10 protein-coding genes are annotated in these 14,201 nt (G+C 68.1%); all 10 read left to right on the top strand.

Annotation, left to right across the window (positions count from 1 at the left end):
- Positions 1-61 precede the first annotated feature (61 nt).
- The 10 genes from BLR21_RS31100 (at position 62) to BLR21_RS31055 (ending at position 13,794) form a co-directional block, all read left to right on the top strand.
- Entirely contained in the window at positions 62-277 is a 216-nt protein-coding gene (locus BLR21_RS31100) for an RNA-binding S4 domain-containing protein (RefSeq protein WP_090011761.1), read from the top strand.
- Between the two features lie 376 nt (positions 278-653).
- Complete coding sequence (locus BLR21_RS31095; RefSeq protein ID WP_090011602.1) at positions 654-2,147, top strand: sugar transferase; 1,494 nt, start codon at positions 654-656, stop codon at positions 2,145-2,147.
- A 14-nt stretch (positions 2,148-2,161) separates the two neighbouring features.
- Entirely contained in the window at positions 2,162-3,187 is a 1,026-nt protein-coding gene (locus BLR21_RS31090; protein ID WP_256335050.1) for a Gfo/Idh/MocA family protein, read from the top strand.
- Complete coding sequence (locus BLR21_RS31085; protein ID WP_090011598.1) at positions 3,184-4,173, top strand: NAD-dependent epimerase/dehydratase family protein; 990 nt, start codon at positions 3,184-3,186, stop codon at positions 4,171-4,173. The genes BLR21_RS31090 and BLR21_RS31085 overlap by 4 nt, the downstream gene beginning before the upstream one ends.
- A gap of 330 nt (positions 4,174-4,503) precedes the next feature.
- The gene (locus tag BLR21_RS31080; RefSeq protein WP_256335049.1) at positions 4,504-5,643 is read left to right on the top strand and encodes a DegT/DnrJ/EryC1/StrS family aminotransferase; all 1,140 of its coding nucleotides are present in this window, start codon (positions 4,504-4,506) and stop codon (positions 5,641-5,643) included.
- A 148-nt stretch (positions 5,644-5,791) separates the two neighbouring features.
- Complete coding sequence (locus BLR21_RS31075; protein ID WP_090011595.1) at positions 5,792-10,573, top strand: DUF4082 domain-containing protein; 4,782 nt, start codon at positions 5,792-5,794, stop codon at positions 10,571-10,573.
- Complete coding sequence (locus tag BLR21_RS31070) at positions 10,570-11,217, top strand: acetyltransferase (protein WP_090011593.1); 648 nt, start codon at positions 10,570-10,572, stop codon at positions 11,215-11,217. The genes BLR21_RS31075 and BLR21_RS31070 overlap by 4 nt, the downstream gene beginning before the upstream one ends.
- Positions 11,214-12,293: a DegT/DnrJ/EryC1/StrS family aminotransferase gene (locus BLR21_RS31065; protein ID WP_090011759.1), complete on the top strand. Its 1,080-nt coding sequence runs from the start codon at positions 11,214-11,216 to the stop codon at positions 12,291-12,293. Before BLR21_RS31070 ends, BLR21_RS31065 begins: the two co-directional genes overlap by 4 nt.
- Positions 12,293-12,853, top strand: coding sequence for an acyltransferase (locus BLR21_RS31060; RefSeq protein ID WP_090011591.1), 561 nt, complete (start codon positions 12,293-12,295; stop codon positions 12,851-12,853). The genes BLR21_RS31065 and BLR21_RS31060 overlap by 1 nt, the downstream gene beginning before the upstream one ends.
- A gap of 53 nt (positions 12,854-12,906) precedes the next feature.
- A complete protein-coding gene (locus tag BLR21_RS31055; protein ID WP_090011589.1) occupies positions 12,907-13,794 on the top strand; it encodes a DUF1444 domain-containing protein in 888 nt (295 codons plus the stop codon).
- Positions 13,795-14,201 lie beyond the last annotated feature (407 nt).

Genomic DNA, 14,201 nt, shown 5'->3' with positions numbered 1-14,201 from the left:
ACGCGCTGGTGTGCGCCCCCGAGCGAGCAGTGGGGAGCGCCCTACTGGGATGATGGGACTCATGCGGACGGTCGAGATCTCCGAAGAGCCGATCAGGCTAGGACAGTTCCTCAAGCTGGCGCAGCTGGCCGAGGACGGCGCGCACGCCAAGGTGCTCATCGAGGACGGAGATGTCCACGTCAACGGCTCTGTGGAGCTGCGGCGCGGGGCACAGTTGCGCCACGGTGACATTGTGGTCGTCGAGGGTGACGAAGTGCGTATTTCCGTCCGGTCGTAGCCGGTTACTCCATTCAGCGGTAAGTACATGCACAATCGCAGTCGATCGGACTAGGGTCCGAAGACCTCGTTCTGAACGATTACCTCGGGGCATACGTATCCCTTATGTCCCTTGTGGACACCCAGAATCGTCTTGTGGCGCCACGTTTTCACAACGTGAGACCCGCGTCACGTCCGGTATTCGGGCAACTGGGAAACTTTTTTCCAGGGTCTGTAACGCGGATGCCGGAACATACGAATCACCGGTTGCGGGCTTTGGCCGCCAAGTCTGAATGACGGCGTTGCCAGAGATCGCGAAGTCCGAAGTTTGAAGGTCCTCGGGGTGACCTGCGTCCGTGCATGTCCGAAATCGCCGCTGAGCCGGGGAGATCAGAACGATGAGTGAGCAGGTCCGCGCGGCCCGTGACGTCGACGGGTTGCGCTCCACGCTCAACACGCTGTCGGAACACAGACAGACCCATCCACCCGTAGCGCGCTGGGAAAGTCGCTACCGCTATGCCGTGATCACCGCCGATGTGCTGACCGTTGTACTGGTCGTCATCGCCGTCGGTGCCGTCATGAGCATGCGTCACACGGCCTTCGGCCCGCTTTCCCTTGCATTGCTGGACATACTCACAGTAGTTGTCGTGGTCGGTTCGCTCGCCATCAACCGCGTGTGGACACCGGCCGTTCTCGGCCAGGGAGCCGAGGAGTTCCGAAGACTCGGCCGGGGTTTGTTCGGTGCCGTTGTGGCGCTCGGCCTCGGAGCGCTCGCCGTCGACATCCCCGGCGCCCGCCTGTGGATCTTCGTCGTAGTACCCGCGATCGCCCTGGTCGCGTTTCCCATGCGCTACCTCCTGCGCCGCCCGCTGCACCGCGGCCGCGGTGAAGGACGTTTCCTGCTCTCGGTTCTCGCCGCCGGCAACCTGGACACCGTCGAGGACCTCATCCACCGCACCAAGCGCGTCGCCCACCTGGGCTGGCGGGTGGACGCGATCTGCACGATCGACGGCCGCGGCCGCTCCGGCACCGACGTCGACGGCGTGCCCGTCGTCGGCCAGCTGCGCGAGCTCGCCGAGCACGTCCGCCGCGGTGGGTACCGCATCGTCGCCATCACGCCCGACGCCTACTGGACACCTCGCCGTCTCCAGCAGCTCGCGTGGGCACTCGAAGGCTCCGGTGCCGACATGGTCGTGTCGCCCGGTCTCATGGAGGTCGCCGGCCCGCGACTGCACATGAGCGCCGTGCTCGGCATGCCACTGCTGCGCGTGAGCGAACCGGCACTGAGCGGATTCCGCCGTCTGGTCAAGGAAGTCGTCGATCGCGTCGGCGCGTTGGTCCTCCTCGTCGCGCTGGCGCCGCTCATGTTCACCGTCGCGGCGTTCGTGATGATCGACAGCCGTGGCCCCGTCTTCTACCGCCAGAAGCGGGTCGGCAAGACCGGTGTGCCGTTCACGATCATCAAGTTCCGCACGATGGTGACCAACGCCGACGCGTTGCGCGCCAGGCTCGCCAGTGTCGACGAAGGCAACGGCGTGCTGTTCAAGATGAAGAAGGACCCCCGCATCACCAAGGTCGGCACGTTCCTGCGCCGCTACTCGATCGACGAGCTACCGCAGCTGTTCAACGTCCTCGCGGGCAGCATGTCGCTCGTCGGTCCCCGCCCGCCGCTGCCGGAGGAGACCGCGAAGTACTCCTCGGACGTGCGGCGCCGCCTGCTGGTGAAGCCCGGCCTGACCGGTCTGTGGCAGGTGAGCGGCCGGAGCGATCTCTCGTGGGAGGAGTCGATCCGCCTCGACCTGCGCTACGTCGAGGACTGGTCGCTCGCACTCGACCTCGTGATCATGTGGAAGACCTTCCGCGCCGTCTTCGGCGGCCAGGGGGCCTACTGATGGGGAACCAAGACGTGATTGGCCTTGCTGTCATCGGAGCCGGGTACTGGGGGCCGAACCTCGTTCGCAACGCCCAGGCCACCCCGGCGCTGCACCTGCGCTACCTGTGCGACCTCGACGTGGAGAAGGCCCAGCGCGTGCTGGGCCAGTACTCGACCGTGCGCGCCACCGCGTCGCTGGACGAGGTCCTCGCCGATCCCGACGTCCACGCGGTCGCCATCGCCACCCCCGCCGCCACGCACCTGCCCGTCGCCCTCGCGGCGCTGGAGGCCGGCAAGCACGTCCTCGTGGAGAAGCCCCTCGCGGCCACCTTCGAGGACGGCCTCAAGCTCGTCGAGACCGCCGAGCAGCGCGGCCTCACGCTGATGCTGGACCACACCTTCGCCTACACGTCGTCGGTGCAGCACCTGCGCAAGATCATCCGCGGTGGCGACCTCGGTGACATCCAGTACATCGACTCGGTGCGCATCAACCTCGGTCTGGTGCAGCCGGACGTCGACGTGCTGTGGGACCTCGCTCCGCACGACCTGTCGATCTTCGAGGCGATCCTGCCCGACGACGTCCGCCCGGTGGAGGTCTCGGCGCACGGCTCCGACCCCATCGGCGCGGGCGTCGCGTGCGTCGGCCACCTCACGGTGCGGCTGTCCAACGGGGCAATCACGCACGTGCACGTGAACTGGCTGTCGCCGACGAAGATTCGCACAATGGTCATCGGCGGTTCGCAGCGCACGGTCGTGTGGGACGACAACAATCCCGCGCAGCGACTGTCCATTTACGACCGGGGCGTCGACCTGTCCCCGGAGCAGCAGAAGATCTCCTACCGCACCGGCGACATGGTCGCGCCGGCGTTGGTGGAACGCGAGGCGTTGCGGTCGATGATGGCGGAGTTCGCCGCGTCCATCACCGAGAAGCGCGCACCGCTGACCGACGGCCGCGCGGGACTGCGCGTGCTGGCGGTGCTGGAGGCGGCGTCGGAGTCACTGCGCTCCGGCGGGGTCTTCGTTCCCGTTCAACAAGTCGAAGGCAGGGTTTCTTCATGACGGCACAGCCGATCACCGGGCAGCGTGCCCTCGTCACCGGTGGTGCGGGCACGATCGGTTCGTCGGTCGTGGACCAGCTCGTCGCGGCCGGCGCGGCCGAGGTCGTCGTGCTGGACAACTTCGTGCGCGGCCGCCGGGAGAACCTGGCCGCCGCTCTCGAGTCCGGTGTCGTCCGCATCGTCGAGGGCGACATCAACGACAAGGTGCTGGTCCACGAGCTGACCGTGGGCAAGGACCTCGTCTTCCACCTCGCCGCCATCCGCATCACCCAGTGCGCCGAGGAACCGCGTCTCGCACTGGAGTGCCTGGTCGACGGCACCTTCACGGTGCTGGAAGCCGCCGCGGCCGCCGGCGTGAAGAAGGTCATCGCGTCGTCCTCGGCGTCGATCTACGGCCTCGCGGAGTCGTTCCCCACCGACGAACGGCACCACCCGTACAACAACGACACCTTCTACGGCGCCGCGAAGGCGTTCAACGAAGGCATGCTGCGCAGCTTCAAGGCCATGTACGGCCTCGACTACGTGGCGCTGCGCTACTTCAACGTGTACGGCCCGCGGATGGACGTCCACGGTCTGTACACCGAGGTGCTCATCCGCTGGATGGAGCGCATCGTCGACGGCAAGTCGCCGCTCATCTTCGGCGACGGCGCCCAGACGATGGACTTCGTGCACGTGCACGACATCGCACGCGCCAACATCCTCGCGGCCAAGGCGCCGGTCACGGACACGGTGTACAACATCGCGTCCTCCCAGGAGACATCGCTCAAGCAACTCGCCCTCGCGTTGCTTGCCGCGATGGACTCCGACCTGCCGCTGGAGCACGGCCCCGAGCGCAAGGTGAACGGCGTGACGCGCCGGCTCGCCGACATCAGCCTCGCGGCCACCGAGCTCGGGTGGAAGCCCGAGATCGAGATGGACGGCGGACTGCGCGACCTCGTCGCGTGGTGGCGGGCCGAGAAGGCCGCCGCCGAGCAGAACGCCCGGTAACACCCCGAAGCCGCGGCCGCGGCGCCGCCGACACCCCCAGGTCGACGTGCGCCGTGGCCGCACCCCCAGCACGAACGTTCGCTGGGTCGGTTGGAGCCCATCGCCGTCGGGCTCGGGCCGCACCCAGCACGAACGTTGGCTGGGTCGGTTGGAGCTCACCGCAGTCGGGCTCCGGCCACACCCAGCACGAACGTTCGCTGGGCCGGCTGGAGCCCACCGCCGTCGGGCTCCGGCCAAACCCCGCCGTCAGCGGGTGCCGTTCTGCTCCTCTCCGCCGTCGAGCAGGACGGCACCCGCCGGCACCAGACCCACCGATGAAGGGCAGTACCAGTGATTCCGGTTATGCGGCCGTTGCTCGGCGAGGAAGAGGCGCTCGCCGCCGCCGAAGCCGTCCGGTCCGGCTGGGTGGCGCAGGGCCCGCGGGTCCGCGAGTTCGAAGAGGCGTTCGCCGCGTCGGTCGGCGCGAGCCACGGCGTGGCCGTGTCGTCGTGCACCACCGGCCTGCACCTGGCCGTGCACCTGCTCGGCATCGGCCCCGGCGACGAGGTCGTCGTGCCGTCGTTGTCGTTCATCGCCACCGCGAACGCCGTGCGCTACACCGGCGCGACCCCCGTCTTCGCCGACGTCGAGGCCGAGACGGGCAACATCAGCGCGTCCACTGTGGAACCGGTGCTCACCGGGCGCACCCGCGCGGTCATGGTCGTGCACCAGGCCGGCGTGCCCGCCGACGTCGACGCCCTCAAGGCGCTCTGCGAACCGCGTGGCATCGCGGTGATCGAGGACGCGGCGTGTGCCGCGGGCTCCACCTACCAGGGCAAGCCGGTCGGCACGGACGCGCTGCTGGCCGCCTGGTCGTTCCACCCGCGCAAGCTCCTCACCACCGGTGAGGGCGGCATGGTCACCACCGACGACCCCGACTGGGCCGTTCGGCTCAGGCGCCTGCGGGAACACGGCATGAGCGTGTCCGCCGCGGACCGCCACAACGGCGGCTCGGCCGTCATCGAGCAGTACCTGGAGACGGCGTTCAACTACCGGATGACCGACATCCAGGCCGCCGTCGGCCTGGTGCAGCTGTCCAAACTGGACGCGATCATCGCCCGTCGCCGTGAGTTGGCGGCGCGCTACCACGAGTTGCTGGCCGCCACCGGCCTCACCGCCGTGAACGACCCCGGGTACGGGACGACGAACTACCAGTCGTTCTGGGTCTGGCTGCCCGAGGGTGCGGACCGCCAGGAAGTCCTTGCGGGTCTTGCCGAACGCGGCGTGAGTGCACGGCGCGGAATCATGGCGTCACACCTCGAACCCGCCTACGAGGGCCACCCCTGCGCGGAACTGCCGGTCACGGAGGCCTTCACGGCCCGGACGCTGATCCTCCCGCTCTTCCACGACATGACCGAGTCCGAACAGGACACAGTCGTGTCAGCGTTGTCGGAAACTCTCCACACATCCCGGCTGACCGTGCGTGGTTGAAAAGTAGGGATTCAACCCCCACAGGAACATTCTTGTGTTGACACGTAACAGTTTTACCGAGATCGCCGACGTTCGGAGTAGCAGCCCTGTGCTGTCCAGCGTAGTGCGCGGATCACACACGGTAACTCCGTCCGAGAGGTGAAACCCAATGGTGGCTCAGCAGTCGCGTCTCGTGCGGGTGCTTGTGATCACGGCACTAGTCGCGTCGACGATGTTCGTGCTCGGCGTCTTCAACCCTCCGAAGGCCAACGCCGCTCCGTGTGACTTCCCCGTCACCAACAAGGTCGCGTGCGAGAACACGGAGACCGGGGCGGACAACTGGCAGGCCCAGTACCGGGACGACACGATCCTCGGGTACACGACGGACATCAGCTACAACGTCGGCCAGACCGTCAGCTTCAAGATGCTGACGCCGGCTCCGTCGTACAAGCTCGACATCTACCGGATGGGCTGGTACGGCGGCAAGGGCGCCCGGCACATGGGCACGGTCCAGCGCAACACCCCGCAGAACCAGCCACCATGTCTGCGGGACGGACCTACCGCGCTCATCGACTGCGGCAACTGGGCGGTGTCGCTCACCTGGGACATCCCGTCCACCGCGGTCTCCGGCATCTACTACGTCCGCATGACGCGCCTCGACAACGGCCTCGAGAACGAGATGGCGTTCGTCGTCCGCGACGACAGCTCGACCTCGAAGATCTTCTTCCAGACCTCCGACGCCACCTGGGTCGCCTACAACCGCTACGGCGGCAACAGCCTCTACTTCGGCGACGGCCCCGGCCAGGGCGGCAGCTCGTACAAGGTCAGCTACAACCGTCCGTACACCGGCGGCGACGGCGACGAGAACTTCATCTTCAACGCCGAGTACCCGATGCTCAGGTTCCTGGAGCGCAACGGGTACGACATGAGCTACACGACCGACGTCGACTCCGCCCGCCGCGGCAACCTGATCAAGAACCACAAGGTCTTCATGGCGGTCGGCCACGACGAGTACTGGTCGAACGAGCAGTGGAACAACGTGATGGCCGCCCGTGACGCGGGCGTGCACATGGCGTTCCTGACCGGCAACGAGATCTTCTGGAAGACGAAGTGGGAGAAGAGCATCGACTCCTCCCAGACCGACTGGCGCACCATGGTCTGCTTCAAGGAGACGAAGGGCACCCAGAACGACGGCGAGAACACCTGGACCGGCACGTGGCGAGATCCGCGCTACAGCCCGCCGCAGGACGGCGGCAGACCCGAGAACGCGTTGCTCGGCAACATGTTCACGGTCAACGGCCGGCGTGACGACTCGCTGCAGGTCCCGGCCGCGTACGGCAAGATGCGGCTCTGGCGCAACACCGACCTGGTGAACCTCACCGCGGGCAGCACGTACACGTTCCAGCCCGGCACGCTCGGCTACGAGTGGAACACCGTCTACGACAACGGCTTCCAGCCCGCCGGAGTCGCGCAGATGTCGCGCACGACGGTGGACCTCGACGGTTACTACGCGCTGAAGAACTACGGCGACGAGTACGGATCCAGCACCGAGACGCACGCGATCACGTACTACCGCGCGCCGTCCGGCGCCCTGGTGTTCGGTGCCGGCACGGTCCAGTGGGCGTGGGGCGTCGACGACGAACACGCCTTCCCGACCAACACGCCGACGTCGGACCAGCGGATGAAGCAGGCGACGGTCAACTTCCTCGCGGACATGGGCGTGCAGCCCTACCAGCTGTGGGCGGCCGACCAGCTCGTCATCTCCGGCGCCATCAACGACAACACGGCGCCCAGCGTGCTGATCACGACCCAGCCCGCGCAGGCTACGGTCGGCCAGCCCTACACCTTCGGCGGCACGGTAATCGACGCCGCCGGCAAGGTCGCGGGCGTCGAGGTCTCCACCGACGGCGGCACGCGCTGGCACTACGCCGACTGGCAGGCCGGCCAGACGTCGTGGAGCTACACCTACACGCCGAACCAGTCCGGCACGGCACAACTGCGGGTCCGCGCGGTCGACGACTCGCTGAACCTCTCCACACCCGTGTCCGCCACGCCGAACGTCACCGCCAAGACCTGCCCGTGCGGCATGTTCGCCGGCACGGAGGTCCCCAAGGTCGCCTCCGCCAACGACAACTCGCAGCTCGAGCTCGGCGTGAAGTGGCAAGCCGCGAGCAACGGCTACGTCCGCGGCGTGAAGTTCTACAAGGGCACCGGCAACACCGGCACACACACCGGCAGCCTGTGGAGCTCGAACGGTGATCTGCTCGCCACCGGCACGTTCGCCAACGAGAGCCCGACGGGCTGGCAGACGCTGCTCTTCCCGCAGCCTGTCGCGGTGAACGCGAACACGACCTACATCGTGTCCTATTACACGCCGACAGGGCACTTCGCCTACGACACCGGCGGGTTCTACCAGCAACAGGCCTACATGGAACCCATCACCGGGCTCAAGTCCGGTGTGGACGGACCGAACGGCGTCTTCCGCTTCGGCGCCGGCTTCCCGAACCAGACGTTCGACCACACCAACTACTGGGTCGACGTGGTGTGGGCGACGGACCCCGGTCCCGACACGCGCGCGCCGATCCAGAGCGCGATGTCCCCGGTGAGCAACGCCGGTTCCGTCGCACTGAACACCACGGTGTCCGGCACGTTCGACGAGAACGTGACGCTCGCTTCGGCCCAGGTGACGGTGACAGGGCCGTCGGGTGCGATCACGGGCACCACGTCGATCTCCAACGACGCCCGCACGATCACGTTCACGCCGTCCGCGCCGCTGCTGGCGGCCACGGCCTACACCGTCACGATGAGGGCGGCGGACGCGGCCGGAAACCTGTCCTCGCAGGCGAACTGGACGTTCACGACAGGCTCGCCGCGTCCGGCGACCTGCCCGTGCACGGTCTGGGACGACTTCGCGGCACCGGCGGTGATCGACGCCGGTGACACGAACCAGGTCGAGGTCGGCACCAAGGTCCGCTTCGACGGCAAGGGCGAGGTGCTCGGCGTCCGCTTCTACAAGGGCACCGGCAACACCGGCACGCACACCGGCTCGCTGTGGACCTCCACGGGTCTGCTGCTCGCGACCGGCACGTTCACCGGTGAGACCACGTCCGGCTGGCAGAAGCTGATGTTCAACTCGCCGGTCCAGGTGCAGGCGAACACGACCTACGTCGTCTCGTACTACGCCCCGAACGGCCGCTACTCGGTCAGCTCCGGCTACTTCAACGGCCAGGGCGCCGACTACCAGTCGCTGCACGCGCTGCAGAACGGTGTCGACGGCGGCAACGGCGTCTACCGGTACGGAAGTGGCGGCGGGTTCCCGAACTCGTCGTACAACGCCACGAACTACTGGGTCGACGTCATCTACCGCAACGGCCTCAACGGCGACACCACGCCGCCGACGATCACGAACCGCACGCCGGCCGTGGACGCGACGAACGTGGGCCTGCAGAGCGCGCTGACGGCGACGTTCAGCGAGGAGATCGACCCCGCCTCGGCGCAGATCTGGCTGAAGGACCCGAAGGGCGCCAAGCTGTCCGGCTCGGTGTCGCTGTCCGGAGACCAGAAGACGGTCACCTGGACGCCGTCCGGCAAGCTCGTGCCCGGCACGCAATACCAGGCGCACGTGGGCATCGCGGACGTCAACGGCATCGCGATGCCGGACGCCGCGGAGTGGAACTTCACGACCACGACCACCGCGACCTGCCCGTGCTCGCTCTTCAGCACGGCGACGGTGCCGGACCAGACGTCGGCCGACGACTCGGGCGCCTACGAGCTGGGCGTCCGGATCACCCCGACCCAGTCGGGCCAGATCACCGGTGTCCGCTTCTACAAGGGATCCGGCAACACCGGCACGCACACCGGCAGCCTTTGGAACGCCAGCGGTCAGCGCCTCGCGACCGGCACGTTCACCGGTGAGACCGCGACGGGCTGGCAGACGCTCACGTTCTCGCAGCCGGTGATCGTCAGCTCCGGCCAGACCTACACCGCCTCGTACACGACGACCACCGGGCACTACGCGGTGAACGCCGGGTACTTCGGGACGGGTGCGGTCAACTCCGGTCCGCTGACGGCGCCGCAGGAGACGAACGGCGTGTTCGTGCCGGGCACCGGGTTCCCGACCATGACGTACGGCTCCGGCAACTACTGGGTCGACGTGGTCTACCAGCCCAACGCGGACAACGTCGCTCCGGTGGAGCAGTCGCACACGCCGCTGACCGGCGCGTCCGAGGTGGCCCTGAACTCGGTGGTCACGATGTCGTTCGACGAGCCCGTGGACCTCAACTCGGCGCAGTTCGACGTCACCGACCCCGGTGGCGCGAAGATCGCCGGCACGCGGTCGCTCTCGGCGGACAGCAGGATGATCACGTTCACCCCCGCGGCCAGGTTCGCGGCGTCCACTGTGTACTCGGTGAGCGCCAAGGCCGCGGACGCGTTCGGCAACATGATGGCCAACCCGGTCACGTGGTCGTTCACCACGGCGACGACGCAGACCTGCCCGTGTTCGCTGTTCAGCGCGGCGACCGTGCCGACGGTAACTTCGGCTGATGACAACGGCGCGTACGAGCTGGGCGTCAAGTTCACGTCGGGCACGAACGGGCAGGTCACCGGCGTGAAGTTCTACAAGGGCGCGGGCAACACCGGCACCCACACCGGGTCGCTCTGGTCCGCGGACGGCCAGCGCCTGGCCACCGGCACGTTCTCTGGTGAAACAGAGTCCGGCTGGCAGACGCTGACGTTCTCGGAGCCGGTCGCGATCACGGCCAACACCGAGTACACGGCCTCGTACACGACCACCACGGGTCACTACGCGGTGAACGCCGGCTACTTCGGCACGGTGACCTCACCGCCGCTGACCGCCGCGCCGTCCGCCGGTGTGTTCACGGCCGGGTCGGGCTTCCCGACCTCGACCTACAACGGTGGCAACTACTGGGTGGACGTGGTGCTCGGGTGACCGCACGGCCACTGCTGTTCATCGGGGCAGGTGGACTCGCTCGCGAGACTCTCGCGGCGGTCCGCCTCCTCCCGGAGACGTGGAACCCCCTCGGGGCGCTCGACGACTCCACCGCCCTGCACGGCACCCTGATCGACGGGGTGCCCGTGCTGGGCGGGCTCGACCTCCTGGCTGATCATCCGGACGCGGCCGTCGTCATGTGCGTCGCGAGTGCGCGACGGTCGCTGGTCCGGCTGAACGTGGCCAGGAAGCTCGACCTGCCGGACGAGCGATGGGCGACCATCGTGCACCCGGCGGCTGTTATTTCCGGTGCTTCTCTTGGCGCCGGAACGATTCTGCTCGCGGGTGTCGTCATCACGACCCCGCTTTCGGTAGGACGGCACGTGGTGGCCATGCCCCAGGTGCTGATCACCCACGACGACGAGGTGTCGGACGGCGTCACGTTCGCCGGCCGCGCCTCGCTCGCGGGGTCCGTGCACGTCGGGGAGGCCGCGTACCTCGGACAGGGAGCCATGGTGCGCGAGGGTGTGAAGATCGGCGCCGGTGCCGTGATCGGCATGGGAGCCGTTGTCCTGCAGGACGTTCCGGCAGGAGAGACGTGGGCCGGCGTGCCGGCCCGCCCGTTGCGTGGGGAGAGCGCGTGATCGAGATTCCACTGGTGGACCTGCGTGCCCAGCACGAGCAGGTGGCCGACGAGGTGGCCGACGGCTGGGCCGAGGTGCTCAAGACGACAGCCTTCATCAACGGCCCCCAGGTCGCCCGGTTCGAGTCGGAGTTCGCCGCCTACCAAGAAGTTCCGCACGCCATCGGTGTCGGCAACGGCACCGACGCCATCGAACTGGCGTTGCGCGCGCTGGGCGTAGGCCACGGCGACGAGGTCGTGCTGCCCGCCAACACCTTCATCGCCACGGCGGAGGCCGTCGCCCGCTGCGGCGCGACGCCCGTGCTCGTGGACTGCGTCGACGACACGCTGCTGATCGACGTCTCCCAAGTGTCCTCTGTGGTCACTTCGCGCACCAAAGCCGTTGTGCCGGTGCACCTCTACGGCCAGGCCGCCCCGGTCGAACTGCTGCCGCTCGGCCTTCCGGTCGTCGAGGACGCCGCCCAGGCCCAGGGCGCGCGCCGCAACGGCGTCGCGGTCGGTGGCCTCGGTGCCGCCGCCGCGACCTCGTTCTACCCCGGCAAGAACCTCGGCGCGTACGGCGACGGCGGCGCGGTGCTGACGACGTCGGACGCGATCGCCGAGTCGGTCCGGTTGCTGCGCGAGCACGGATCGCCGCGCAAGTACGAACACCCGGTGCTCGGCTTCAACAGCCGCCTCGACACGCTGCAGGCCGTGGTGTTGTCAGCGAAGCTGCGCCGCCTGGAGGGCTGGAACCAGTCCCGCCGCGCCGCCGCCTCCCGCTACACCGAGATGCTCGCCGACGTACCCGGCGTGCGCACCCCGGTAGTGCTGGACGGCAACCTGCCCGTCTGGCACCTCTACGTCGTGCGCGTGGCCGATCGCGACCGCGTTTTGAAGGCGTTGCACGCCTCAGGAATCGGCGCCGGCATCCACTACCCGACGCCGCTGCACAAGACCGGCGCGTTCGCTCACCTGGACGGCTCGTTCCCGATTGCCGAGACCTCGGCCGCGGAGATCCTGTCGCTGCCGCTGTTCCCCGAGATCACCGAGGCGCAGCAGACCCGCGTCGTCGAGGCGCTGAAGGCAGCGCTCTGATGACCGGCGTCCGCGTGCACCCGCACGGCCTGTGCGAGTCGGACGACGTCGGCGACGGCACGCGCGTGTGGGCGTTCGCGCACGTGCTGCCGGGCGCGCGCATCGGCCGTGACTGCAACATCTGCGACGGCGCGTTCGTCGAGTCGCGCGCGGTGCTGGGCAACAACGTGACGGTCAAGAACGGCACGTTGGTGTTTGACGGCGTGACGTGCGAGGACGACGTGTTCCTCGGGCCGAACGTGTTGTTCACCAACGACCTGCGGCCTCGTGCGCACGTCAAGAAGACGGGCGACGCTCTGGAGACCACCCTGGTTCGGCGTGGGGCCACTTTGGGTGCTGGTGCGATCGTGGTGTGTGGCACCGTGATCGGTGAGCACGCGTTTGCGGCGGCTGGTGCGGTCATCACTCGGTCGGTGCCCGCGCATGCGTTCGTCGCCGGCAATCCGGCGGTTGTGAAGGGCTGGGTCTGTGCTTGCGGTGTGCGGCTCTCGGATGATCTCTCCTGCCCGGAGTGCGGGATCCGGCACGAGCAGACGCCGGAGGGCCTGAAAGCCGTCTGAGCCTTTCGCGCAAAACCCGGACGCGCAGCCGCAGGACTTGTAACGTCCCGGCGGTGCATTTGCTCACCACCGCGCAACAGGACCGGTTGCGGCACCTGGCGCGCCGCAGTCCTGCGTTCATCGGCATGCGGATCGTCGTCCACGAAGACCACGTCGAGGTCAGCCATCCGGAGCAGCTCGAGCTCGGGTTCGAGTCGCTGTCGGCGGCACTGGCCGGCGTTCCGGCCGGTGAGTGGCCGGATCTGGTCGACGAGCACTTCCGGCGGGCCATCGCTCTCGGGACGGCGGACGGCTCCGATCTCGAAGGGCCGACCGACGACGTGCTCCAGCACACCTACCTGCGCCTGGCCACCTCGGACAGCGGGGCGTCGGAGGTCGCGTCCTACGCCGACGAGATCACGCCCGGCCTGCTCCGGGTGCTCGCCTTCGACCGGCCCGACTCCATCGTGATCATGAAGGACGAGGACGTGCTCCGGCACGGTATCGACCAGCTCTACGACGCCGGCGCGGAGAACCTGGCGAGGGAGCTGCCGGACGGGTACCTCGAGGGCGACGGCGTCTACTACCTGCAAGGTTCGGACTACGTCGGCTCCCTGGTGCTGATCATCCCGTGGGTCATCGAGATGGTGACCGGGGTGGCCGACGCGCCCCACGGCGCACTGGTCGCGATGCCCGCCCGCGACCAGTTCGTCTTCCACGTCATCCGGGACCGGGGCACCGCGGGCGTGCTGGCGGCACTGGACGAGGTCGGGCGGCTCGCCGCCGAGTGCCACGCGAACAGCGCCTACCAGCTCAGCTCGCGGGTGTACTGGTGGCGTCCGATGCCCGTGGGCGGGCTCGAAACCGTTGGGCACCACAACGGTGCCGGCATGGTCACCTACTACTCCGACGACTTCGAGGACCTGCTCTTCACCGTGGGGCTGGAGTACGGAACTGCCTGAGCCGGTTATTCGGGCTCCCACGCCACGGGCCGGTCGAAGACGCGCAGGTCGCCCTCCACGAACACCGGTACCGTCCCGATTGGTCCGGCACGGGGTCCGGGGAGGTTGCGCGTGGCGACGTTCGGCGAGATTTCCACGCAGCTCGAGCGCGCCTGCGAGCAAGGCTCGCGAGTTTGTGGAAAGCGCTCGCGAGTCGGCCTCGGACGCGATCACGTTGTTCGCAAACGCGATGGACGGGTCCGTTGATCCTGAGGCGGAGACGACTCACGAACAGTGGCAACACGCCAGCAACGAGATGCGGGCTCTTGGTGAACTGCTAGGCGCAGCCATCGCTTCGGTCCGCGGCTACCAAGGTTCGCTGTCGCCACCATCGGCTCGAGCTGTGTTGGCGCCCACCGGCTCACGTG

The organism is Lentzea albidocapillata subsp. violacea, assembly GCF_900100275.1.
In the GTDB taxonomy this organism is placed as follows: domain Bacteria; phylum Actinomycetota; class Actinomycetes; order Mycobacteriales; family Pseudonocardiaceae; genus Lentzea; species Lentzea violacea.
The sequence above is the reverse complement of the archived record's forward strand: the minus strand, read 5'-3'. Positions and strand labels throughout refer to the sequence as shown.